Source organism: Ruegeria sp. CDSA079 (genome assembly GCF_059612245.1).
Genome location: NZ_JBXWQF010000011.1, coordinates 83,308 through 107,046, shown reverse-complemented (window position 1 = coordinate 107,046; position 23,739 = coordinate 83,308). Strand labels below are relative to the sequence as shown.

Annotated in this window: 25 protein-coding genes; 13 read left to right on the top strand and 12 right to left on the bottom strand. The window is 55.5% G+C overall.

The genetic code is table 11. The annotated features are described in order from the left end of the window. Window positions 1-55: 55 nt before the first annotated feature. Window positions 56-1,156 carry an alpha/beta hydrolase gene (locus AC2FJZ_RS13445; protein ID WP_496670234.1) on the top strand — a complete coding sequence of 367 codons (1,101 nt, stop codon included), beginning with the start codon at window positions 56-58 and terminating at the stop codon, window positions 1,154-1,156. Beyond that, entirely contained in the window at window positions 1,153-2,373 is a 1,221-nt protein-coding gene (locus tag AC2FJZ_RS13440) for an MFS transporter (RefSeq protein WP_496778144.1), read from the top strand. The genes AC2FJZ_RS13445 and AC2FJZ_RS13440 overlap by 4 nt, the downstream gene beginning before the upstream one ends. Here AC2FJZ_RS13440 and AC2FJZ_RS13435 read toward each other — a convergent pair. Genes AC2FJZ_RS13435 through AC2FJZ_RS13425 form a run of 3 tightly spaced genes read right to left on the bottom strand, consistent with a single transcriptional unit; the run spans window position 2,370 to window position 4,650 of the window. After that, on the bottom strand, window positions 2,370-2,957 hold the full coding sequence (locus AC2FJZ_RS13435) for a Smr/MutS family protein (RefSeq protein ID WP_496778142.1): 588 nt from the start codon (window positions 2,955-2,957) through the stop codon (window positions 2,370-2,372). The genes AC2FJZ_RS13440 and AC2FJZ_RS13435 overlap by 4 nt on opposite strands. Beyond that, window positions 2,957-3,994 carry a murein transglycosylase A gene (gene mltA / locus AC2FJZ_RS13430; protein WP_496778140.1) on the bottom strand — a complete coding sequence of 346 codons (1,038 nt, stop codon included), beginning with the start codon at window positions 3,992-3,994 and terminating at the stop codon, window positions 2,957-2,959. Before mltA ends, AC2FJZ_RS13435 begins: the two co-directional genes overlap by 1 nt. After that, window positions 3,991-4,650 (bottom strand): Tim44/TimA family putative adaptor protein, encoded by a 660-nt coding sequence (locus AC2FJZ_RS13425; protein WP_496778139.1) that lies wholly within the window; start codon window positions 4,648-4,650, stop codon window positions 3,991-3,993. Before AC2FJZ_RS13425 ends, mltA begins: the two co-directional genes overlap by 4 nt. Before the next feature lie 108 nt (window positions 4,651-4,758). Here AC2FJZ_RS13425 and AC2FJZ_RS13420 point away from each other — a divergent pair, with 108 nt between their 5' ends. Both AC2FJZ_RS13420 and secB read left to right on the top strand, forming a co-directional pair. Continuing rightward, on the top strand, window positions 4,759-5,259 hold the full coding sequence (locus tag AC2FJZ_RS13420; protein WP_496778135.1) for an FxsA family protein: 501 nt from the start codon (window positions 4,759-4,761) through the stop codon (window positions 5,257-5,259). A 54-nt stretch (window positions 5,260-5,313) separates the two neighbouring features. Next, complete coding sequence (secB, locus tag AC2FJZ_RS13415) at window positions 5,314-5,814, top strand: protein-export chaperone SecB (RefSeq protein ID WP_496778133.1); 501 nt, start codon at window positions 5,314-5,316, stop codon at window positions 5,812-5,814. A 24-nt stretch (window positions 5,815-5,838) separates the two neighbouring features. On the opposite strand, the gene dnaQ is transcribed toward secB, so the two are convergent. Genes dnaQ through AC2FJZ_RS13395 form a run of 4 tightly spaced genes read right to left on the bottom strand, consistent with a single transcriptional unit; the run spans window position 5,839 to window position 8,573 of the window. Then, window positions 5,839-6,561, bottom strand: a complete 723-nt coding sequence (gene dnaQ, locus AC2FJZ_RS13410; RefSeq protein ID WP_496778131.1) for a DNA polymerase III subunit epsilon — start codon at window positions 6,559-6,561, stop codon at window positions 5,839-5,841. Further along, the gene (coaE, locus tag AC2FJZ_RS13405; protein WP_496778129.1) at window positions 6,554-7,147 is read right to left on the bottom strand and encodes a dephospho-CoA kinase; all 594 of its coding nucleotides are present in this window, start codon (window positions 7,145-7,147) and stop codon (window positions 6,554-6,556) included. The genes dnaQ and coaE overlap by 8 nt, the downstream gene beginning before the upstream one ends. Continuing rightward, window positions 7,144-7,977 (bottom strand): shikimate dehydrogenase, encoded by an 834-nt coding sequence (locus tag AC2FJZ_RS13400; RefSeq protein WP_496778126.1) that lies wholly within the window; start codon window positions 7,975-7,977, stop codon window positions 7,144-7,146. Before AC2FJZ_RS13400 ends, coaE begins: the two co-directional genes overlap by 4 nt. Further along, the gene (locus tag AC2FJZ_RS13395; protein WP_496778124.1) at window positions 7,974-8,573 is read right to left on the bottom strand and encodes a Maf family protein; all 600 of its coding nucleotides are present in this window, start codon (window positions 8,571-8,573) and stop codon (window positions 7,974-7,976) included. Before AC2FJZ_RS13395 ends, AC2FJZ_RS13400 begins: the two co-directional genes overlap by 4 nt. Window positions 8,574-8,978: 405 nt before the next feature. On the opposite strand from AC2FJZ_RS13395, the gene AC2FJZ_RS13390 reads away from it, so the two are divergent. The 7 genes from AC2FJZ_RS13390 (at window position 8,979) to AC2FJZ_RS13360 (ending at window position 16,351) form a co-directional block, all read left to right on the top strand. Further along, the gene (locus AC2FJZ_RS13390; protein WP_050604649.1) at window positions 8,979-9,428 is read left to right on the top strand and encodes a CopD family protein; all 450 of its coding nucleotides are present in this window, start codon (window positions 8,979-8,981) and stop codon (window positions 9,426-9,428) included. Between the two features lie 122 nt (window positions 9,429-9,550). Next, on the top strand, window positions 9,551-10,822 hold the full coding sequence (rho, locus tag AC2FJZ_RS13385) for a transcription termination factor Rho (RefSeq protein ID WP_050604648.1): 1,272 nt from the start codon (window positions 9,551-9,553) through the stop codon (window positions 10,820-10,822). Between the two features lie 31 nt (window positions 10,823-10,853). Next, window positions 10,854-12,140, top strand: a complete 1,287-nt coding sequence (gene mnmE, locus AC2FJZ_RS13380; RefSeq protein ID WP_496778122.1) for a tRNA uridine-5-carboxymethylaminomethyl(34) synthesis GTPase MnmE — start codon at window positions 10,854-10,856, stop codon at window positions 12,138-12,140. Window positions 12,141-12,152: 12 nt separating this feature from the next. Next, window positions 12,153-14,021 (top strand): tRNA uridine-5-carboxymethylaminomethyl(34) synthesis enzyme MnmG, encoded by a 1,869-nt coding sequence (mnmG, locus tag AC2FJZ_RS13375; protein ID WP_496778120.1) that lies wholly within the window; start codon window positions 12,153-12,155, stop codon window positions 14,019-14,021. After that, window positions 14,018-14,638 (top strand): 16S rRNA (guanine(527)-N(7))-methyltransferase RsmG, encoded by a 621-nt coding sequence (gene rsmG, locus AC2FJZ_RS13370; protein WP_496778118.1) that lies wholly within the window; start codon window positions 14,018-14,020, stop codon window positions 14,636-14,638. Before mnmG ends, rsmG begins: the two co-directional genes overlap by 4 nt. Beyond that, window positions 14,631-15,434: a ParA family protein gene (locus AC2FJZ_RS13365; RefSeq protein ID WP_496778116.1), complete on the top strand. Its 804-nt coding sequence runs from the start codon at window positions 14,631-14,633 to the stop codon at window positions 15,432-15,434. The genes rsmG and AC2FJZ_RS13365 overlap by 8 nt, the downstream gene beginning before the upstream one ends. A gap of 20 nt (window positions 15,435-15,454) precedes the next feature. Next, window positions 15,455-16,351: a ParB/RepB/Spo0J family partition protein gene (locus tag AC2FJZ_RS13360; RefSeq protein WP_496778114.1), complete on the top strand. Its 897-nt coding sequence runs from the start codon at window positions 15,455-15,457 to the stop codon at window positions 16,349-16,351. On the opposite strand, the gene AC2FJZ_RS13355 is transcribed toward AC2FJZ_RS13360, so the two are convergent. The 4 genes from AC2FJZ_RS13355 to rph are packed head-to-tail and all read right to left on the bottom strand — an operon-like array spanning window position 16,341 to window position 19,165. Beyond that, window positions 16,341-16,694, bottom strand: a complete 354-nt coding sequence (locus AC2FJZ_RS13355) for a YbaN family protein (protein WP_496670218.1) — start codon at window positions 16,692-16,694, stop codon at window positions 16,341-16,343. The genes AC2FJZ_RS13360 and AC2FJZ_RS13355 overlap by 11 nt on opposite strands. 2 nt (window positions 16,695-16,696) lie before the next feature. After that, the gene (gene hemW / locus AC2FJZ_RS13350; RefSeq protein ID WP_496778112.1) at window positions 16,697-17,851 is read right to left on the bottom strand and encodes a radical SAM family heme chaperone HemW; all 1,155 of its coding nucleotides are present in this window, start codon (window positions 17,849-17,851) and stop codon (window positions 16,697-16,699) included. After that, complete coding sequence (rdgB, locus tag AC2FJZ_RS13345) at window positions 17,841-18,455, bottom strand: RdgB/HAM1 family non-canonical purine NTP pyrophosphatase (RefSeq protein WP_496778110.1); 615 nt, start codon at window positions 18,453-18,455, stop codon at window positions 17,841-17,843. Before rdgB ends, hemW begins: the two co-directional genes overlap by 11 nt. After that, entirely contained in the window at window positions 18,452-19,165 is a 714-nt protein-coding gene (gene rph, locus AC2FJZ_RS13340) for a ribonuclease PH (RefSeq protein ID WP_050604640.1), read from the bottom strand. The genes rdgB and rph overlap by 4 nt, the downstream gene beginning before the upstream one ends. A gap of 112 nt (window positions 19,166-19,277) precedes the next feature. On the opposite strand from rph, the gene hrcA reads away from it, so the two are divergent. Beyond that, window positions 19,278-20,342 (top strand): heat-inducible transcriptional repressor HrcA, encoded by a 1,065-nt coding sequence (gene hrcA, locus AC2FJZ_RS13335; RefSeq protein ID WP_496670215.1) that lies wholly within the window; start codon window positions 19,278-19,280, stop codon window positions 20,340-20,342. 10 nt (window positions 20,343-20,352) lie between these two features. Continuing rightward, entirely contained in the window at window positions 20,353-20,916 is a 564-nt protein-coding gene (locus AC2FJZ_RS13330) for a nucleotide exchange factor GrpE (protein ID WP_496778108.1), read from the top strand. Between the two features lie 56 nt (window positions 20,917-20,972). Here AC2FJZ_RS13330 and mutS read toward each other — a convergent pair whose 3' ends face one another. Beyond that, a complete protein-coding gene (gene mutS / locus AC2FJZ_RS13325) occupies window positions 20,973-23,588 on the bottom strand; it encodes a DNA mismatch repair protein MutS (protein ID WP_496778198.1) in 2,616 nt (871 codons plus the stop codon). Between the last annotated feature and the right edge of the window lie 151 nt (window positions 23,589-23,739).

Below are 23,739 nucleotides of genomic sequence, written 5' to 3'. Positions count from 1 at the left end.
GGACGCTGGGCGAGAATAAGATAGCGTATGCACGAACCACCCCGAGGGTTGATCCGTGCTGCGCTATTTCATCATTTTGTTCGTATCTCTTTCGCTCAGCGCCTGCGTTGACCGGACGGTGTCCGAGGTTGTGCCTGCTGCTGCAAGTATCGGCACACCCGAAACCATCTTTGCCAGCACGACCCGAGCGCGTGAGGCTGACGGATCATATGGGTTCCGACGTGGCGAAACGTTAAGGTTTTTGGAAACTACGGTTTCGATTCCGCCGACACATACTCCGGGTACACTCAAATTCTCCTACGCGAACCCTAATCCGCAAAAAGAATTTGTTCTGGCAGATGTGACAGAATTGGACGGCCCTAAAGGGCTGCGCGAACATCTACGAGGTCAGGATGACGTCACCATTTTTGTGCACGGCTACAACTCGACCCAGACCGAAACGATCTTCCGCGCCGCACAGCTGACGCATGACATCGGCCTTCCGGGATCGACGCTGGTGTATTCTTGGCCAAGCCGTGCGACGGGCTACGGATATGCCTACGATCTGGACAGTATGTTGTTTGCCCGCGACGGGTTGGAGCAAACCATCCGCGAACTGAAATCCATGGGTGTAAAACGCGTTATTCTGATCGCGCATTCTATGGGTGGGGCCTTGTCGATGGAAATGATGCGGCAAGCTGAATTGCAGGAACCCGGTTGGGCCAAACGAAACATCGAAGGCGTCGTGCTGATCTCACCCGACCTGGATCTTGATCTGTTCCGTTCACAAATGAAGCGGATCGACAACCCCCCCGATCCATTCCTTGTAATGGTGTCCCAAAAGGACAAGATTCTGAACATCTCGGCCCGCCTTCGCGGCACGCATGAGGGGCAAAGGCTGGGAAACATCAGCTCGATTGATCCGCTTGAGGAATTCCCGATCAGCGTCATCGATACAACAGCATTCAACAGTGACGCGGCGTCCTCGCATTTCGTTGCGGCGACATCCCCGGCATTGCTGTCGATCCTCAACTCGTTGCGGCGCGTCAACAGTACCTTTGGACGTGAGGACCGACCGGCAATCGACATTCTGGTGCCACCCTCCGAGCGCAATCCTGATGGTGCAACTGGAATTGTACTGACAGAAACAGGGCAGGCGGAGGTCGGCTCTCCGTGACGCGGTTCAACCTGCGTCAGTATCTGCTGGACAACGCAACCTGGCTTGGTGCCGGCGTTCTGCTGACTTTTCTGTCCAGCTTTGGACAAACCTTTTTCATTTCGATCTTCGCTGGCGAGATTCGCGCGGAATTTGGCCTCAGCCATGGTGCCTGGGGCGGGCTATACACATTGGGCACAACCCTGTCGGCCATTGTGATGGTTTGGGCCGGGGGGTTAACGGACATCTTCCGGGTCCGGGTATTGGGCCCTGTGGTTCTGGCAGGATTGGCCTTGGCCGCCATTGCCATGTCACTGAACACCTGGTTGCTGGTGTTGCCAGCAGTGATCTTTCTCCTGCGCTTGTTTGGTCAGGGAATGAGCACACATCTGGCCGTTGTCGCAATGGCGCGGTGGTTCACCGTTACGCGGGGCAAAGCGCTCTCCATTGCCTCAACGGGTTATGCGATCGGCGAAGCTTTGCTGCCGCTGATCTTTGTCGCTGCGATGGTTTACCTGGACTGGCGGTGGCTGTGGATTGTTGCTGCGGGTGTCACGTTGTTGGGCATACCCATGCTTATGCGCTTACTGAGTGACGAACGAACACCGCAAAGCTTGTCCAGCGAATCCTCTGCCACAGGCATGCAGGACCGTCACTGGAGCCGCCGCGACGCCCTGTTCCATCCTCTGTTCTGGTTCATGGTGCCATCGGCCCTGGGACCATCGGCATTCATCACCGCGTTTTTCTTCCACCAGGTTTATCTGGCTGATGTTAAAGGCTGGCAGCATATCCAACTGGTAGCGTTGTTTCCGGTCTATACCGGAGTATCGCTTTTGTCCCTGTTTGCTGCGGGCTGGGCATTGGATAAATGGGGCACCGCGCGCATCATGCCCTATTACCAAATCCCCATGGCGATCGGATTTGTCATTTTAGGCATGACCAATTCTATTTCAGGAGCAACGATTGGATTGATCTTTCTGGCTCTGACCGTTGGGGCGAACAGTACATTGCCCAGCGCTTTCTGGGCAGAATTCTATGGAACCCGGCACATCGGAGCAATCAAGGCAATGGCGGCAGCAGTCATGGTACTTGGGTCGGCCATTGGTCCGGGCCTGACCGGGCTTCTGATTGACGTTGGTGTATCGCTGAACACCCAGTTTATCTGGGTAGGCATGTTCTTCGTACTGGTATGCGGTCTGGTTTGGGTCGGAATTTCCCGCGCCCGTCGTGATCTTTAGCGCACGCGCCTGAGATACACATAGTAAGCCCCGTCGCCGCCATGGCTGATATGGGCGGGCGTGACCTGCATCACCGCCTGTGACAGTGGCGGGATGGACAGCCAGTGCGGCACCTGATTGCGCAGGACACCGCGTGGTGTAGGGATCGGGCCGGGCTCGTCCCGATCCTTGCCCTTACCAGTTACAACCAGAACCAGCCGCTTGCCCTGCGCCTGCGCCGTCAGGACAAAACGGATCAGCGCAGGATGCGCCGTGTCGACCCGCATACCGTGCAGATCCAGCTTGCCTTCGGGTTTCAGCTTGCCCCGCTTCATCCGGCCGAAGGCTTTGGTATCCATCTGAACCGGCAAATTGCGCAGCGTATCTGTGACCGATGGCTTCAAATCGTTCGGTTTCGGTTTGGCCTGATGGACCTGACTCATTTCAAACGCTTCAAACCGGGGTTTCGGCGTTTTCTTGGGCTTGGGTTTCGGCAAAGAAGTCGGATGGACCGTCTGCGGGATTTCCGGGTGCATCCGCTCGGCCTGTTTGGCGACCTTGCGCCACAGCTCGATCTCTTCGCTCGTCAGTTTGCGCCGGGTCATCAGAATTCATCCGGCAACAAAGCATAAGCACGCTGGATTGGTAACAAAACGACCATCCGGCCCGGATCTTTCAACCTGCCCGCCGCTTGTCCGGCTTCGTCACCCGTTCCGAAAAAGATGTCTGCCCTTTGCGCGCCTTTAATGGCCGCACCTGTATCCTGCGCGATCATCAAGCGCCGCATCGGGTCCTTTCCGTCTTTCTCAACCCAGACCGGAGCCCCCAACGGGGTATAGGCCGGATCCGCCGCAATGCTGCGCATCGTAGTGATCGATCGGTTCATGGCACCCAGCGGCCCAAGCTCAGGCGCAACGCGCGAGATTTCGCGGAAGAAAACAAAGGAAGGGTTGTGGAACAGCAACTCGGCACCAGCTTCTGGGTTCTTGCGTACCCATGCTCGGATCATCTGGGCGCTAACTTCATGCGCACCCAAGACCCCGCGTCGTACCAATTCAACTCCTATGGACCTGTAGGGGTGGCCATTGGCACCGCCATAACCGACGCGCAACGCACCACCATCAGGCAACCGGACACGCCCCGAGCCCTGAATCTGTAGGAAAAACAGTTCAACCGGGTCATCGACCCAGGCAATCTCAAGCCCGCGTCCCTGCATCACATCACCGGTCAGGATTTCCCGACGGCTGAGCCATGGCCCATTCCGCGCTTCGGGGGGCATTTTGTAAATAGGGTACTTGAAGCGATCAGTCCGGCTACGCGCACCATCAAGTTCAGGCTCAAAATACCCTGTAAAAACGGCATCCTTGCCATCCTCGACCAGAACCGGGCGGAAGAAGAGCTCAAAAAACGCCTGCGCAGCATCCGCGTCATATGTCGCCGCTACTCCGCATAACGCGCGCCAATCCGGGTCCTTCAGATCACCACATGTGTTCAGAAAAACGGAAAGGGCTGCACCGTGGTTATCGTCGGCCCAGCCCTGCAGATCGTCGAACGCCAGAATGGATCGCGTTGCCTCGGCTCCGGCAGCGCTGGCAGCGGTCATCGCAGCCACCAGAAAAAGCGACCGGAGCGTAGCAATCATGCGTCCGTGGCAACAAGCAGCCAGTTCGGATCGTCCTTGCCCATCACGCGGGCAAAGGTCCAGCTGTCCTTTTGGCGTTTCACGGTGTTCGGGCTGCCTTCAATGATGTCACCACCGCGATCTCGCACAACCGAGGTCAACTCACCCACAAACTTCATGGTGATTTCGGCCTCATTGGTATCCTTGTCGAACTTCACATCCGACAGGGCAGTCTCTCGGACGCCGATAAATTCGGCCTCGATGGTCAGTCCCTGATCTTCGCGTGCGGCCACGCCAGCAACGAAGGATTCAAAAACCTCTTCCGACAGGAACGGCTGGATGTCGTCCAGATTTCCCTTTTCGAATCCCATCACGATCATTTCATACGCACCACGTGCGCCATGAACAAATTCACCGACCGAAAAACTGGGCTCCACTCGTTTCATGGCGGCCAGGGTTTGCGCCTGCTCGCTGTCTTCTTCGACATGGTCAGTGATGTCATGATCCGGGCCGCCTTCGATCACCTCGAAATCGCGGCGCGACTTGTGCGCTTCGGGCTGTTGTTGCACAGGTGGTTTTTCAAAACCTTCACGCGTACCCAATACGCTTTTGAGGCGCAGGATCAGGAAAACGGCAATTCCGGCCAGGACCAGTAGCTGGATCATGGGTTCGTTCATTTCATCCTCTTTTCAGAACCGCGACTTTGTATACGCGGCCTCATGCTACTATGTAGGTGAGCGTGGGTGGCAAGTCCACAGCCCGGCCTTAGGGAAAGGATAACGTAAATGTACCTGTTCTTGGCATTTTTGTTGGTGCCTATCATCGAGATTGCGCTGTTTATTCAGGTTGGTGGCCTGATCGGCCTTTGGCCAACCCTTGCTATCGTTGTGCTAACCGCTGTGTTGGGTACGATTTTGGTGAGGACACAAGGTCGCATGGCGCTGGGGAATTTGCAGCGTTCGTTTGCTGAACTGGACGACCCGACCGAGCCCTTGGCCCATGGTGCGATGATCCTGCTGTCCGGTGCACTATTGCTGACACCGGGGTTTTTTACCGACGCCGTGGGATTTGCATTGTTGGTTCCGGGCGTTCGTGTTGCTGTATTTCGTTATCTCAGGTCGAAAGTCACCGTGGCTCATTTCCAGATGGGGCCAGGAGCCGGATTTCAGTCGCGCGAGAATCCTTTCGGGCAAGGGGACATCATTGACGGGGAATTCAGCGAAGTTCGCCCGAAAAAAGAGCCTTCAAAGCCGTCGAAATGGGTGGAAGGCCCCCACCAGCATTGAGGTGCCGCGCCCAACTTGCTAAGCAGTGGCGAAATTCAATTTTGGAGTAGATCCATGGCCGAAGAAAACGCTGCAGAAAACACTGCGGCCCAAGCCGCCCCGCAGGTTCAGATGCGTGTTCTGGGGCAGTTCATCCGTGACATGTCCTTTGAAAACGTGATGGCGCAGAAGGGTGTGTCAGGCGACGTGCAACCGGAAATTGCGGTTCAGGTGAACCTGGACGCCAAGAAACGCAGCGCCGACCATCAGTTCGAAGTGTCCATCAAGCTGAACCTGACATCAAAGGCCAAAGGCCTGGATGACGTGCTGTTCATGTGCGAGCTGGACTATTGCGGTCTGTTCCACGTGGAAGGTGTGCCGGAAGATCAGCTGCACCCGTTCCTGATGATCGAATGCCCGCGGATGCTGTTCCCGTTCCTGCGCCGTATTGTCAGCGACATCACCCGCGATGGCGGTTTCCCGCCAGTGAACCTGGACAATATCGATTTCGTGGCTCTGTATCGCAACGAATTGATGCGTCGTCAGGCCGAACAGGCCCAGAAAACAGACGCCTAAGGGTTTGACCCGTGCCTGAACTGATCAGGCGCGGGTCCACAGGGCGCTTTCGCCCAGTTTTCCAACAAATGCTTCGTGTGCTGCGCGTTCATCCTCGGTGATCCGGGATGGCAATGGTATCGCGCGCGGTGTTGGTCGCCAGTCATCGCTGCCGCCCGCCGCAGAAGACGCAGAAGCCGAAAGGCCGAAATCTGGCTGCCGCCCACCGATCAGCTCCAGATACACTTCGGCCAGAATTTCAGAGTCGAGCAAGGCGCCGTGCAGAACGCGGTTCGAGTTATCGATGTTGAAACGACGACACAGCGCATCCAGTGACGCCGGAGAGCCGGGAAACCGTTTGCGGGCGATTGCCAGCGTATCCAGCGCTTGCTCCATCGGGATTAACGTCGCGCCCATCCTTTTCAGTTCGGCGTTCAGGAACTTCATATCGAACGACGCGTTGTGGATCACCAGCCGCGCATCCCCAACAAAGTCACGAAACCCATGACCAACCTTGGCAAAAACCGGCTTGTCTTTCAGCGTCACCTCACCCTTTTCCGGTGGGCGCGGGTTGTCCAACAGGTCTGGACCAATGCCATGCACGCCAAACGCCTCATCCGGCATACCCCGTTCAGGATTGATATAGACGTGATACGTCTCACCCGTGGCGACGTGGTTCCGCAGCTCAACGGCACCGATTTCAATGATCCGGTCCCCGCTTTCGGGGTCGAATCCGGTGGTTTCGGTATCGAGTACAATCTCACGCATTGGCCATCCCCGCCCGTATCTGCCTGACCACATCCTGCACCTGCGCGCGGGCGTGGTCCAGAGTGTCTGTCACGATCACAAAATCCGATCGCGCGCATTTCTCTTCATTTGGCATCTGCTTGGAGCGGATCTGTTCGAACTGCGCCTCGGTCATTGTTCCACGCTTCAGGACGCGGCGCTTTTGTTCATCTGCCGGGATCGAAACACATGCTATCGCGTCCATCGCTGCATCTCCGCCGGTTTCAAACAAAAGCGGAATGTCGAACACTGAAATATCGGTTGATGTGCTTTCGCGGAATTCCGCGCGGTCGGCGGCGACCAAGGGATGAACAATGGCCTCAATAACCTTCAACGCATCAGCATCAGCGGCAATAATCTGTTTCAACCCATCCCGGCTGACAGCTTCGTCAACAATCGCGGCGGGGAAGGATGCGCGCATAGGTTCAACCGCTGCGCCTCCGGGCGCATACAACCGATGCACTGCTGCATCCGCATCCCACAGGGCGCAACCTTCTTCGACAAACATCTGCGCCGTGGTGCTTTTCCCCATGCCAATGGAACCGGTTAGGCCAAGGGCAAAGCTCATGCCAAAGCCGCCTTGCGCGTTTCCGCGTCCACTTCGGGGCGGACACCGAACCAGCGTTCAAAGCCGGGAACTGCCTGGTGCAGCAACATGCCCAAACCATCGACCGTGGTGCAGCCAGCCTCTTCTGCGGTTTGCAACAGATATGTTTTCAAAGGGGCATAAACCAAATCTGTGACAACGGCGCCGGGCTGCAACCCATCCAGGGGAACCCGCAACTCGGGCTGGCCCTGCATACCCAATGAGGTTGTGTTCACCACCAGTTCCGCGTTTTCGATGACATTCCCGGCCTGAACCCAATCGACAACACGGATGCGCTGACCGAACTCTTCTTTCAGATGATCCGCACGGGCGCGCGTTCGGTTGGCCAACAGGATTTCCGGCACACCTGCATCGGACAAGGCTTGCAGAACCGCACGTGCCGCCCCGCCGGCACCGAACACAACGGCTGGTCCGTCTTTGGCATTCCAGTCCGGCGCTCCGCTGCGCAGGTTTTCCATGAAACCGTACCCATCGGTGTTATCCGCGTGGATCGAGCCATCTTCACGGAACACCAGTGTATTCGCAGCGCCAATCACAGTCGCGCGGTCGGATACGTGATCCGCGATCTTCAAAGCTGCTTCTTTATGGGGAACGGTAACATTCGCCCCAACAAAACCTGCTTTGGGTAGAGTGCGCAGCACAGTCTCTAGGTCCGCGGATGCAACATCCATCGGGATGTAATGTCCGGCAAGGCCGTAGGTCTTCAGCCAATGGCCATGCAGTTTCGGGGAACGGGAGTGTCCGATGGGATGTCCGATCACCCCGGCCAGAGGAACCCGGTAGTCCGTCATTGATCGATCACCCCTTTGACAGCCAGAAAGTTGAGAAGCTCCAACAGGGGCATACCCAAAACGTTAAAATAGTCGCCGTCAATGGTGGCGAACAGGCGGACACCTTCTTCTTCCAGCTTATATGCGCCGACCGCATGACGGATACTGTCCCAGTTCCGAGAAACATAGTCCTTCAGATAGGCATCAGAACTGGCCCGCATCCGCAATCGCACCTGTCCCACATGCCGCCAGATCGGTTCGCCATCCTGATAGATCACCGCCGCCGACAAAAGCATGTGCCGCTTGCCACGCATGGCTTTCAGCTGAGCCATTGCCTGTTCGGGGGTTTCGGGCTTCGACAGCAGCTGACCGTCAAAATCCAGAACCTGATCACAACCCAGAACCATAGCACCAGGGTTCTTGTGACTGACCTTGCGGGCTTTCATTTCGGCAAGCGTATCAGCAATATCCCGTGATGATGCATTTTCGGCCAGTAGGGCGCGTTTGGCCATCTCTTCATCCACGCGTGCGGTTTGAACCGTGAATGGAACACCTGCGTTCTTGAGCAGCTGCGCCCGAATGGCAGATCCCGAGGCGAGAAGAATGGGGACAGACATGTGGAAAACCCCGTGTGCAAGTCGATGAGAGTTCTGGGGTGCTTTGTATGGTTTTCCGGTTGACACGCAACCCCGGGAAATTCGCAACAAAGATCCTCGAGTCGCTCAAATCCCATCCAGCCGGGACAAGGATAACTTAGAAAACCGGGATAACCTGATTATCCCATGATACCCAAAGAGTTATCCCCAAATCTCATCTTAGTATCAGCGTCATAAGATATTGTTTTTATTGTATAGTTTTTAATTTCAACAGAATCACCCTAAATTTCGAATGCTCTGTCCACATGGGGAAAACACTTGTGTAAAAAAGTAATCCACGGAATTTGCCTGCCCTACAAAACCATCATCCTTTTTCTTTTCTTATTTTTTTATTAGGGAGAGTCCCGAACAACGCCCGGAGCCGAAATGACAGATCTTCTTTTCACGCTGTACCCGTGGGTGAAGTCACTCCATATCATGGCTGTGATCTCATGGATGGCAGGTCTGTTCTATCTACCTAGACTATTCGTCTATCATGTTGAGAAAGCGCAATCAGTCGAAGGTGCGCAGGACATCTTCTTTGAAATGGAAGAAAAGCTGCTGCGTGTGATCATGCGCCCTGCGATGATCGTGGCTTGGGTCTGTGGCCTGATCATGGTGTTCACGCCGGGCATTGTTGGATGGGATTGGGCGTGGCCCTGGGTAAAGGGTGCCGCAGTAATCGGCATGACCTGGTTTCATCACTGGCTGATGGCACGGCGCAAAGATTTTCTGGAAGGGCAAAACAAGCTCACTGGGCGGCAGTATCGCATGATGAACGAGGTTCCCACCATTCTGATGGTTGTCATCGTTCTGGCGGTCGTTCTGAAGTTCTGAGGGCCTATTTGACTCCGAACGCTGTCGCGCTTATGTAAGGACCAACACGCCCGTCCGGGCGGCGTATCTTCCGTACTGAAATTCCACTTCATGCCGCAAACTCAGCGGTGAAGGTTTGTATCATGACAACAGAATCTCTGAATCTGGCCGATCTGAAAGCCAAAAGCCCCAAAGACCTTTTGGCGATGGCCGAAGAGCTGGAGATCGAAAACGCCTCGACCATGCGAAAAGGCGAGATGATGTTCCAGATCCTGCGTGAACGCGCGGATGAAGGCTGGACCGTTGGCGGCGATGGCGTGCTGGAGGTTCTTCAGGACGGTTTCGGTTTCCTGCGCTCGCCCGAGGCGAACTATCTGCCGGGTCCGGATGACATCTATGTGTCGCCCGAGATGATCCGCCAGCACTCGTTGCGGACCGGGGATACGGTTGAAGGCGATATTAAAGCTCCGGACGAAAATGAGCGCTATTTTGCACTGATCAAAGTTACAAAGATCAACTTTGAAGATCCTGAAAAGGCCAAGCACAAGATCGCCTTTGACAACCTGACACCGCTCTATCCCGATGAGCGTCTGAAAATGGAGGTCGAAGATCCCACCATCAAGGATAAATCCGCGCGTGTCATCGATCTGGTGTCTCCCATAGGTAAGGGCCAGCGTTCTTTGATTGTGGCGCCACCGCGGACCGGTAAGACCGTGATCCTGCAAAACATCGCCAACTCGATCGAGAAGAACCACCCTGAGTGCTATCTGATCGTCCTGCTGATCGATGAACGTCCCGAAGAGGTGACTGACATGCAGCGCTCGGTGAAAGGTGAGGTTGTATCCTCGACCTTTGACGAACCGGCAACGCGCCACGTGGCCGTGTCAGAAATGGTTATCGAAAAAGCCAAGCGTTTGGTCGAACATAAACGAGATGTTGTTATTCTTCTCGATTCGATCACAAGACTTGGTAGGGCGTTTAACACTGTGGTCCCGTCCTCGGGTAAAGTTCTGACCGGCGGTGTGGATGCCAACGCCCTGCAACGGCCCAAGCGGTTCTTTGGTGCCGCTCGGAACATTGAAGAGGGCGGTTCGCTGACCATTATCGCCACCGCGCTGATCGACACCGGCAGCCGGATGGACGAGGTGATTTTTGAAGAATTCAAAGGCACAGGTAACTCGGAAATCGTTCTGGATCGCAAGATTGCAGACAAGCGCGTGTTCCCGGCCATCGACATCCTCAAATCCGGCACCCGGAAAGAGGACCTGCTGGTCGACAAGGGTGATTTGGCCAAGACTTTTGTTCTGCGCCGTATTCTCAACCCGATGGGAACGACAGACGCAATCGAGTTCCTGCTGTCGAAGTTGAAGCAGACCAAGACAAACTCGGAATTCTTCGATTCAATGAACACCTGACGTCGAACCGGTTCTGACGCGGGGGCTATTCATGGATACGATATTTGCCCTGGCCAGCGCGCAAGGCAAAGCTGGAGTGGCGGTTATACGCCTCTCGGGCCCGGACTCGCATTCTGCGGCGGCGCGATTGACAGGTGGCACGCTACCTGAGCGTGGAATGGTTCTGCGTACCCTGCGAGATCAGGGCGGAGCACGTCTGGACGACGGATTGGTCCTCACATTCCAGGCTCCGGCCAGTTTCACCGGCGAAGATGTGGCAGAGCTCCAGATCCATGGCAGTACTGCGTCCGTCAACGCTGTGCTGCGATGCTTGTCGGATACTGATGGGCTGCGCATCGCGGAACCGGGTGAGTTCACGCGCCGGGCGCTTGAAAATGGTAAAATGGACCTGACGCAGGTCGAAGGTTTGGCCGATCTGATCGACGCCGAAACCGAGGCGCAGCGCAAGCAAGCACAAACCATTTTGGCTGGCGAGCTGGGCACTTTGGCAGAACGGTGGCGTCAGGATTTGATACGGGCTGCGTCCTTGTTGGAAGCTGTTATCGACTTTGCTGATGAAGAGGTTCCAACAGATGTAACGCCTGAAGTCCGTGAACTGATCCAGGGTGTCACGTCTGACCTTCGCCGCGAGGCAGATGGTGTGAAAATCGCCGAACGTATACGCACAGGGTTTGAAGTTGCAATCGTGGGGCTTCCGAATGCAGGTAAATCTACTCTTTTGAATGCCTTGGCCGGTCGAGAGGCCGCAATTACCTCAGAATATGCTGGGACCACGCGTGATGTGATTGAAGTTCGGATGGATCTTGCTGGATTACCAGTGACTTTGTTGGATACGGCCGGGTTGCGAGAAACCGAAGACCATGTCGAAAACCTGGGCATCGAGTTGGCGCGCAGCAGAGCAGAGGCTGCCGACCTACGTGTTTTCCTGTCAGATACACCGGAAGAACTTGGTGTTGGGAAGCAAGAGGGTGATATTCATGTTCTGCCAAAGGCTGACCTTCGAGGTGAAAAAAGTCACGGTGTATCTGGAAAAACAGGGCAGGGGCTCGATGCGCTTATAAACCAGATTTCGTATGAACTGGGTGAAAGAACCACTACCCATGGTATTGCAACACGGGAACGCCATCGCGTTGCGATCAATAGGGCGTTGGATTCTCTCCAGTCGGCGATCTCGGTTCTGGAATCAGGCCCGAACTTGTATGATATCGCTGCAGAAGAACTGAGAACCGCCATACGGGCTCTTGAATCTCTGGTTGGCAGAATAGATGTCGAAACACTGCTGGATGAAATCTTCTCTAGCTTCTGTTTGGGAAAGTAAGGAGTGTTTCACGTGAAACATTCGAAGTTTGATGTCATCGTAATTGGCGCAGGGCACGCCGGGACCGAGGCCGCTCATGCCTCTGCACGGATGGGCGCCAATACCGCGTTGGTAACCCTATCTGCATCAGACATAGGTGTTATGTCTTGTAACCCAGCGATTGGGGGCTTGGGGAAAGGTCACCTGGTTCGCGAGATTGACGCGCTTGATGGCGTTATGGGACGTGTCGCGGACCAAGCGGGCATTCAATTTCGTTTATTGAACCGACGAAAGGGACCGGCAGTGCAGGGTCCCAGAACACAAGCAGACCGCGCCCTTTATCGGGCGGCGATGCAGAGAGAAACGCAGAATCAGATCAACCTGTCTGTTATCGTCGGTGAGGTTCTCGACTTTCTCATGGATGGATCGCGCGTTTCCGGCGTGCTACTTTCGGACGGATCAGAGATTGCTGGTCGCGCAGTTATACTGACATCTGGGACATTTTTGCGTGGCGTCATTCATATCGGTGACGTGTCCCGCCCTGGTGGAAGGATGGGAGACCGCCCCTCTGTCAAGCTTGCCGAACGTCTGGATAGTTATGATTTACCGTTGGGACGTTTGAAAACAGGTACGCCACCTCGCCTGGACGGGCGGACAATCGACTGGTCCGACCTAGAGCGTCAAGACGGGGACGAAAAGCCAACACTGTTCTCGTTTCTATCTACGGACGTGGTCGCACCGCAGATTTCCTGTGGAATCACACATACCAACGCAAAAACACATGAGATCATCGAGGCCAATCTTTCGAAGTCAGCGATGTATGGCGGCCATATTGACGGCATAGGTCCTCGATACTGTCCCTCTATTGAGGATAAGATCGTACGATTTGCAGACAAAGAATCGCATCAGATTTTCCTGGAACCCGAAGGGGTAAACGATCACACGATCTACCCCAATGGTATTTCGACGTCGCTTCCTCAAGACGTGCAGTTGCAGTATGTCCGATCCATAAAAGGCCTTGAAAGCGCAGAGATCTTACAGCCGGGTTATGCTATCGAGTATGACTACGTCGATCCTCGTGTTTTAACTGGAACTCTGTCGCTGCCCGATGTTCCGGGACTGTACTTGGCGGGTCAGATCAATGGAACCACAGGGTATGAGGAAGCGGCCGCGCAAGGTATGGTTGCCGGCCTCAATGCCGCACTGGAAGTGCACGGCCGTGATCCTGTACATTTTACCAGATCCGACAGCTATATCGGAGTTATGATAGACGACCTGACAACACGCGGCGTGGCTGAACCCTACCGGATGTTTACCTCGCGGGCAGAGTTTCGTCTTTCCCTTCGCGCAGATAACGCCGACCAACGCTTGACGCCAATCGGGATAGAGCTCGGATGCGTTGGATCTCACCGCCAGGCACATTTTGAAGACAAAATGAACCAACTTGATGAGGTGAAGGCTAAGCTGACTAAGCGAACCTACACGCCAAAAGAAGTGCTTTCTGCCGGGATAAACGTCAACCAAGATGGGAATCGCCGCGACGGGATGGCGATCCTGGCCTTTCCGGACGTATCTTTTGACAACTTGTTGCGTTTGATCCCGGATCTGCAAGATGTAGATGAAAAAATCAGGCTTCAGGTCGAACGTGATGCGCTTTATGCAAACTATATTGCTCGCCAGAAACGCGATGTGGAAGCAATGAAGCGGGATGAATCATATGTTATTCCACGCGATTTCGATTATTTCTCTTTGGAAGGCTTGTCATCGGAGATGAAGCAAAAGCTTTCGCAGGCGAAACCTTCAAATATCGCCCAGGCAAGTCGGGTCGAGGGGGTTACACCTGCTGCGCTGACGCTTGTGCTCGCAAAGCTCCGCCGTGATGACAGGGCGCGACGGGCATGACTGCAGAATATTCCACATTTGAGCGTTTGAATGTTTCACGTGAAACATTCGAGCGATTGGAAGTCTATGTTGATCTCGTAAAACGCTGGAATCCCAAGATCAATCTTGTGTCCCGCAATAGTCTGGAGCACATCTGGGATCGCCATATCCTCGACTCCGTGCAAGTTTATAAATGCGCCGATCAGTTCGAAAACTGGGTGGATATCGGAAGCGGAGGCGGGTTTCCGGGGATGGTGTGCGCTTTGATTGCGGCTGATCAATCACCAGATTCCAAGTTTTCCTTCGTTGAAAGCGATCAAAGAAAGTCCGCTTTCTTACGTAGTGTTGCACGGGAATGTGGAATTAAGTGCACTGTGGTTTCAAAACGAATCGAAAGCGTTGATCCTTTGTATGCAGATATCCTTTCTGCCCGCGCACTGGCAGAATTGCGGGTTTTATTGTCCTTTTGCGACAGGCATTTAAGCAAGAATGGTACCGCTTTGTTGCCCAAAGGCGCAAACTGGAAAAAAGAGCTGTCAGAGGCTCAAGAAGAATGGAAATTCGATGTCGAGCCGATTACAAGTTTAACTGAACCTCAGGCCGTTATCCTTAAAATCAAAGGAGTATCACGTGGTTGATCTGTCCCGACCTTCAGGACCTCGGATAATAGCGGTCGCCAATCAGAAGGGCGGGGTAGGGAAGACAACGACGGCAATCAACTTGGCAGCGGGTTTGGCGGAATCCGGTTGCAGGGTTTTGGTGGTTGATCTTGACCCTCAGGGGAATGCGTCCACCGGTTTGGGTGTAGAGGATCGGGATTGGACAACTTATGATCTCATCCTTGACGATGCTCCGTTGGAGGCCGTCGTTCAGGAAACGGAAATCGAAAATCTTCTGGTTGTTCCGGCTACAGTCGATCTGAGTTCGGCTGACATTGAATTGATTTCGAACGAAAAGCGTAGTTATTTGCTGCATGATGCGCTGCGGCAGACTGCGGTTGATGTCTACAACCTGGACTTTATCCTTATTGATTGCCCGCCGTCGTTGAACCTGTTGACCGTCAACGCGATGGTGGCGGCGCATTCGGTCCTTGTGCCGCTGCAAAGTGAGTTCTTTGCTCTGGAAGGTCTCTCTCAGCTGATGCTGACGATCCGGGAAGTTCGACAAACCGCGAATCCTGACCTGAGAATCGAAGGTGTTGTGTTGACCATGTATGACAACCGCAACAACTTGTCCCGTCAGGTCGAAATGGATGCGCGTGACAATCTGGGTGAGATGGTCTTTAAGACAAAGATACCCAGGAATGTGCGGGTCAGTGAGGCACCGTCGTATGCGCTGCCTGTCTTGCAATACGACTCGGGTTCGCTTGGTGCGATGGCTTATCGGCATCTGGCCCGCGAGATCATGCACAAGAACAACAAGACCGCTGCTTAGGCGGAAGTGAGGAGGGCGGCATGAGCGCCAAGAAAGCAAAATCCAGAGGGTTGGGGCGCGGGCTGTCCGCTCTTATGGCAGATGTAAATCCCGAAACGGAAGGGCGAGTACTGACCGAAGCGCGTCGGCCTGATCTGAAGGTTCCTGTTGAAAAGCTGAAGGCCAACCCCAATCAGCCCCGCCGCACTTTCCTGCCCGAACAGCTGGACGAGCTGGCCGCTTCGGTTAAGGAAAAGGGCATTATCCAGCCTTTGATTGTGCGTTCAACCGGGGTCGATGAATATGAGATCGTTGCAGGTGAACGCCGTTGGCGCGCGGCGCAAATGGCTCAGCTGCATGAAATTCCGGTCATTGTGCGGGATTTCGACGACACCGAAGTTCTGGAAGTTGCAATCATAGAAAACATCCAGCGTGCGGACCTGAACGCCGTGGAAGAAGCCGCTGGCTATAAGCAGCTAATGGATCGCTTTGGCCACACGCAGGAAAAACTTGCCGAGGCCTTGGGTAAAAGTCGTAGCCACATCGCCAACCTTCTGCGTCTTTTGTCTTTGCCGTTGGATGTTCAAGATCTTGTTATTGAAGGGAAAATATCGGCAGGACATGCGCGGGCGCTGATTACGGCCGAAAACCCTTCGGAGTTGGCGAAGCAGATCGTCCAAGGGGGTCTGTCGGTGCGTGCAACCGAAGCTTTGGTTAAGAAGCAGCAACAAGGTGATGCTGAGCGTCCTGCACCGCGATCCAGAAACCTGGACGCGGGCAAGGATGCCGATACACGGGCGTTGGAAAAAGATCTGTCTGCAATTTTGGCGATGAAGGTCTCGATCAATCACAAGGCTGGAACTGAAACGGGTCAGGTTGTCCTGACGTATGAGAACCTAGACCAGCTTGACGATCTGTGTGCCAAGCTCAGCCGTTAGGTCGCGTCCAGATAAAGGCCATTACACCGCCCAGGACGACGGCTTGAATGGCCAGAACGAAATTCGGGGCGGACATCCAAATTGAGAGACCAAAAACGGCGGCGACTGAAACAGTCGCCGCCTTTTTTGCCGCAGGTCGAATAGCGCCAGAGCTCTGCCAGTCTTGTATCAACGATCCGAACAGTTGATGAGTCAGCAGCCAAGTGTGCAAGCGTGAAGAAGATCGGGCAAAGAAAAATGCAGCCAATAGCAGGAATGGAACAGTAGGCAGAAGGGGAAGGACTACCCCAACCGTCGCCAGCGCAACACATAAAAGTCCCAGTCCGGCCCAAAGGTAATGCATGGTTAGCTCAAAAGCTCCCGAATGACGGCGTTCAGTACGGCACGACCGTCAGCTGTTGCCCGAAGCCTGCCGTTTTCATGTTCAATCTTTTTGATCCCGATCAGGTGGTCAATGGTATCTTCTGAGAGTTTTCGACCCGCTAAGCGCTCCCACCTATCTATATCTAGACCTTCTGAAATCCTCATACCCATCATAAGGTATTCATTGGCCTGATCTTCAAGAGATAGCGCTGTTCGCCCCTTCTCTCCGCTGCTGCGCGTAGCCGCATCAAGCCAGCGCTGTGGATTCAGGTAGGTCTCGGTCGCGTATTTCTGTTCGTTCAGAGTAAGTCGCCCATGGGCACCGGGACCAATGCCCACATAGTCTCCGTAACGCCAATAGATCAGGTTGTGTTGCGATTGCGCGCGCGTGCGCGCGTGGTTGGACACCTCATAAGCGGGTAACCCATGTGCTTCACAAATTTCCTGCGTGATCAGATACATGTCGGCGGCGCTGTCGTCCTCTGGCAGACCACGTAGTTTTCCAACGGCATAGCGGTCGCCAAAGGCAGTTCCGTCTTCGATCGTCAATTGGTACAGCGACAGGTGGTCCACGGCCATCGACAGGGCTTCGTTTAGTTCCGCACGCCAGGCTTCGGGTGTTTGGTGCTGTCTGGCATAGATCAGATCAAAACTCACGCGATCAAAGCAGGTCCGGGCGATGTCAAAGGCGGCGCGGGCCTCGGCAACTGAATGAATGCGGCCCAGGCGACGCAAATCTTCGTCATTCAGGGCCTGAACCCCCATCGAGATTCTATTGACGCCTGCGTCCCGATAGGCCGCAAACCGGCCAGCCTCGACCGATCCGGGATTGGCCTCCAGCGTGATTTCCATGTCGTTGGAGGGGCGCCAGAGCGCGCGCGCCTCATCAATTACCGCAGAAACGGTTTCCGGGTCCATCAGGGAGGGGGTACCACCCCCAAAGAAGATCGCGTTCAGTACCCGACCTGGCGTTTCAGCGGCAGAGCGTTTCAGCTCGCTCAGATAAGATTCAAGCCATTGTTTTTGATCAATTTTATTCGAAACATGGCTGTTGAAATCGCAATAGGGGCATTTGGCCTCGCAAAAAGGCCAATGGACATACAGGCCAAAGCCCCCGTTGCGCCAATCATCCGCCAAAGCAGCCTTTCACGAACTTCTCAACCGCGCGGCCGCGGTGGCTGATCTTGTTCTTTTCCCAGCGATCCATCTCGGCAAATGTAATGTCGTATCCGTTAGGAACAAACATCGGGTCGTAGCCAAATCCGCCTTCACCACGAATGGGCCAGACCAGGTGGCCGGGGGCGATGCCTTCGAACACTTCATCATGGCCGTCGGGCCAGGCCAGCACAAGAGTACTGCGGAATTGCGCGGTGCGGGGGTGCGGGGCGTTTTTTGCCTCCAACTCATCATGCGCGCGGGTCATAGCCATCAGGAAATCGCGGCCGTTGCCGGTTTCCGCCCAATCCGCAGTGTAGACACCGGGCGCGCCGTCCAACGCATCGATGGTGATCCCGGAATCGTCCGACAGGGCAGGCAGACCCGTGGCTTTGGCGGCGGCGTGGGCTTTGATCCGCGCGTTGCCTACAAATGTGTCCTCGGTTTCTTCCGGCTCGGGCAGGTTCATATCCCCAGCACCCACAACAGTGACACCAAATGGCTCGAGGAGATGCGTCACCTCTTCAAGTTTGCCTTTGTTATGGGTGGCGACCAGCAGCCTGTCCCCATCGAACGTGCGGGTCATGCCGTTGCGGCTTTCTGGGCAGCAGCCAACTCGCCGACACCCTTTTCGGCCAGATCCATCAGCTGATCCATTTGCGCACGACTAAAGACAGAACCTTCGGCACTCATCTGCACTTCGATCAGTTTACCCGATCCGGTCATGATGAAGTTGCCATCGACACCGGCTTCGCTGTCTTCGGGATAATCCAAATCCAGCACCGGCTGACCGGCATAAATACCGCAGGACACAGCCGCAACAGGGTCTACCAAGGGATCCGAGATCACGTCGCCCGTTTTCATCAGCTTGTTCACAGCCAGGCGCAGGGCCACCCATCCGCCGGTGATCGAGGCGCAGCGCGTCCCACCATCTGCTTGAATCACATCGCAGTCGACGGTGATCTGACGCTCACCCAACGCAACGCGATCCACACCGGCACGCAGGGCACGGCCGATCAGACGCTGGATTTCCACGGTACGACCGCCTTGTTTACCGCTGGCAGCTTCGCGCCGCATCCGGGTGTTTGTGGCGCGGGGCAGCATACCGTACTCTGCTGTGACCCAGCCCAGGCCCGAACCCTTGATAAAGGGCGGCACGCGATCCTCGATCGTTGCAGTGCACAAAACGTGTGTGTCGCCCATTTTGATCAGGCAGGAACCTTCGGCATGTTTAGTGAACCCCGTTTCGATTGAAACGGCGCGCATTTCGCTTAAATCTCTTCCAGAGGGTCGCATCGGAATTCCTTTGTTTGCTGGGTTGGGGATAACGCCCCGCAGCGTTACGATGCAACCCCGATTGACCTTTCATTTGCCTGCTATTTAATGACGAACGAGCAGGGGAAGACGCATGAGCGAAGCAAGCAAGATTCTGGACGAAATGAACACCCGGTCACGGGAAGTGTTCCGGCTGATTGTCGAGAGCTATCTGGAAAGCGGTGAACCCGTCGGCAGCCGTACGTTGACGCGTACCTTGTCCGAGAAAGTAAGCGCCGCCACCGTTCGCAATGTGATGCAGGATCTGGAATTCCTGGGCCTTTTGGACAGCCCTCATGTCAGTGCCGGTCGAATTCCAACGCAGCAGGGTCTGCGGATGTTTGTGGACGGGTTGCTTGAGGTCGGAGATCTGGGCGCGGATGATCGGCAAAAACTGGAACAGACTTTAGGCTCTAATACGGGCGATGTTGGCGGGATGCTCGACCGTGTGGGTTCGGCTTTGTCACACGTGACACAAGGGGCCTCGCTGGTTTTGACGCCCAAGCATGAATCGGAAATCAAGCATATTGAATTCGTATCGCTGGGCCATGATCGGGCTTTGGTGGTTCTGGTTTTCTCGGATGGTCATGTGGAAAACCGTCTGTTCAGCCCGCCACCCGGACAAACCCCCAGTTCAATGCGCGAGGCCGCGAACTTCCTCAATGCGCTCATCGAGGGGCGGACGCTTAGCGAAGTGCGCCGGCAGATGCAGACGCAGATCGATGCACGCAAGCAGGAAATCGACATTCTGGCGCGTGAGATGGTGGAAAGCGGAATGGCTGCCTGGGACGGAGATGGTAGCGACTCGGCCCGTTTGATCGTGCGCGGGCGAGCGAATCTGTTGAACGAACCGGGTCAGGCCGAGGAACTTGAACGGATTCGGACCCTGTTTGATGATCTGGAACGCAAGCGGGACATCGCAGAATTTCTTGAATTGACCGAAGATGGCGAAGGTGTGCGCATTTTTATTGGGTCTGAGAACAAACTTTTCTCACTTTCGGGTTCCTCTTTGGTGGTGTCTCCATATATGAACGCTGATCGAAAGATAATCGGTGCGGTCGGGGTCATCGGACCCACGCGTCTGAATTATGGACGGATCGTGCCGATCGTGGATTATACGGCGCAACTGGTCGGAAAACTGATATCCGACCGGAGCTAGAGGGTAAGAGATGGCAGAGCCCAAGAACGAAGATTTTCTGGACGATATCGCAACCGCCGAAGCGGAAGAGCTGGCCGAAGAGCTGATGGATATCAGCGAAGAAGAACTGGAGCTGGACGCGCTGCGTGCCGAGCGAGACGACTACAAAGACAAGTTCATGCGCGCATTGGCAGATGCCGAGAATGCGCGCAAACGTGGCGACAAGGCGCGTCGCGATGCGGAACAGTATGGCGGGTCGAAACTGGCCCGCGACATGCTGCCGGTTTACGACAACATGAAACGTGCGCTTGAAGCCGCGACGGATGAGCAGAAAGAAGTTGCCGCCGGTCTGCTGGAAGGCGTTGAGCTGACGATGCGTGCGTTGAAGGATGTGTTCCAGAAGCACGGGATTGAGGTGATCACACCTGAGGTTGGCGACCGGTTCGATCCCAATGTGCATGAGGCCATGTTTGAGGCACCGGTTCCGGGAACCAAGGCCGGAGACATCATTCAGGTTTCCGCCGAAGGGTTTATGCTGCACGACCGCCTGCTGCGTCCGGCGCAGGTGGGCGTGTCTTCGATGCCTGCAAGCTAATTGGCTTCAAAGAAGCTAAGCATTTAGCGCAAGAATTATTGAAGATATAGGGGCGGTCAGGATCTGGCCGCCTCTTTCAGTTTGTAGATCAGGTCGAGCGCTTCGCGGGGGCTGAGTTCGTCGGGCAAGACATCGTTCAACATATCCGTGACAGGAGATGCCTTTGGGGCAGGTGGCGGAGGTGGCGACACGGCTGAAAACAACGGCAGATCGTCGATCAGGGCCTTCTGCTTGCCGCCTTCCCACTCGGTTTTCTCGAGTTGATCCAATACGATACGGGCTCGTTCCACGACCGACGTGGGCAGGCCTGCAAGCTGTGCAACTTGCACACCATAAGATCGGTCGGCGGCGCCTTTGTGGACCTCGTGCAGGAAGATCACCTCACCTTCCCATTCCTTGACCGCAACGGTTGCGTTGTCCACGCCTTCCAGTTTACCAGCCAAAGCTGTAAGCTCGTGATAGTGTGTGGCGAACAGAGCGCGGCATTTGTTGGTGGCGTGCAGATGCTCCAGAGTCGCCCAGGCAATGGACAAACCATCATAAGTTGCTGTTCCACGCCCGATTTCGTCGAGGATAACCAGGGCGCGGTCATCGGCCTGGTTTAGAATTGCAGCGGTTTCGACCATTTCGACCATGAAAGTCGAGCGTCCTCGGGCCAGGTCATCCGACGCGCCGACCCGGCTGAACAATTGGCTGACAACACCGATATGGGCCTGTTCAGCAGGCACATAGCTACCTATTTGTGCCAGCAGAGCGATCAGGGCATTTTGGCGCAGGAAGGTCGATTTACCAGCCATGTTGGGGCCGGTCAGCAACCAGATGGCGGCACCGTCATCCGCGCTGAGATCGCAGTCGTTGGCGATGAAGGAATCGCCGCTTTGCTGCCGCAGGGCGTGTTCAACAACCGGATGTCGACCGCCTTGCACGCTGAACGTGCGTGATGTGTCCACTTGTGGTCGGCACCAGTTTTCCCCGCGCGCCAAATCGGCGAGCGCGGCAGTCAAATCCAGCTCCGCCAGCCCACGGGCGGCTTGATTTAGTCGCGCCGCAAGGGCCAAAATATCATCAGAAAGCCTTTGATAGAGCCGCTTTTCGATCTCAAGTGCCAGATTTCCAGCGTTTAGGATACGGGTTTCGATCTCAGAGAGTTCGACGGTGGTGAACCGCACCTGATTGGCGGTGGTCTGACGATGAATATAGGTCTCGCTGAACGGTGGATTCAGCATTTTCTCGGCATGGGTTGCCGTGGTTTCGATGAAATACCCCAGCACGTTGTTGTGCTTGATCTTAAGCGAGGTAATACCCGTGTGTTCCGCGTATTTCTGCTGAAAGCCGACGATGACCGAGCGGCCTTCGTCGCGCAGGGTGCGGGCTTCGTCCAGTTCGGCTTCGAAACCGGGGGCGATGAAGCCGCCGTCACGCGCCAGCAGTGGCGGTTCCGCAACCAGCGCTTCGTCCAGAAGGGACAAGAGGTCGTCAAACCCGGTCAGGTTTTGAACGGCGGCAGATAGCAATACTGGCAACTCTTGAACACTGCACAAGTTGGCAATTGCGGCCGCTTGCTCCAACCCGTTGCGGATGGCAGCCAGATCGCGCGGACCACCCCGTTCCAGCGACAAGCGAGACAAGGCGCGGTCCAGATCCGGTGTTTTCCGCAGTGCTTCACGCAGGTCTGACGCAATCAGGCTGTCTTCCGCTGCGAAGCTTACTGCATCCAGGCGTGTGTGGATCACGTCCAGATTTCTGGACGGGCTGGACAGGCGTTGTTCCAACAATCGTGCTCCGCCCGGTGTCACGGTGCGATCGACCACGGACAACAAAGACCCGGCGCGACCACCAGAGAGAGACCGCGTCAGTTCCAGATTGCGGCGCGTGGCGGCATCGATCTGCACGACGCGGTCTTCTGATTCCTTGAGAGGGGTTTGCAGCAGGGGCAATTTGCCTTTTTGCGTGATCTCAAGATAGTCGATGAGTGCACCCATCGCCGAAACTTCGGCGCGACCGAAGTTCCCGAATGCATCCAGCGCACCGACGTGAAACAAACCGCAAATGCGCTTTTCCGCCGCTGCGCTGTCAAAGCTGGCGCGTCCCACAGATGTCAGAGAAATCCCCAGATCCCGAACCGGTTCATTGATCTTGTCTTGCACTCCGTCGGCCACGATCAACTCGGAAGGGGCCAGCCGCGCCAGTTCGGGGCTGAGGCGCGCGCCGGTCAAAGGCATCACGTGAAACGCGCCGGTCGAGATGTCGGCCCAAGCCAGCGCGGCTTCATCCCGCACCTCGGCATAGGCGGCCAGAAAGTTGTGACGGCGGGCCTCCAGCAGGGCGTCTTCGGTCAGTGTTCCGGGCGTGACCAGACGCACCACATCTCGCTTTACGACTGATTTAGAGCCTCTTTTTTTGGCTTCTGCGGGGCTTTCCATCTGTTCGCAGACAGCGACACGAAAGCCCTTGCGGATCAGAGTTAGCAAGTAACCTTCGGCCGAATGCACCGGCACGCCGCACATCGGAATGTCTTCGCCGTTGTGCTTGCCGCGCTTGGTCAGGGCGATGTCCAGCGCTTCGGCTGCATTGACGGCATCTTCAAAGAACATCTCGTAAAAGTCGCCCATGCGATAAAACAGCAGGGCATCGGCGTGGGCCTTTTTAATTTCGAGATATTGCGCCATCATCGGCGTGACTGTGGACAAAAGCGGCCCCCTTTTGGCGTATTCCGGGCGCGACCTTACAAACCCGGCCCCCGCGACGAAAGGCGAAAACGTATTCTCGTTGAGGCGCGCCGTTGCCTGCGCTATCACGCACAAGTCCCGCAGTTGTAAAGAA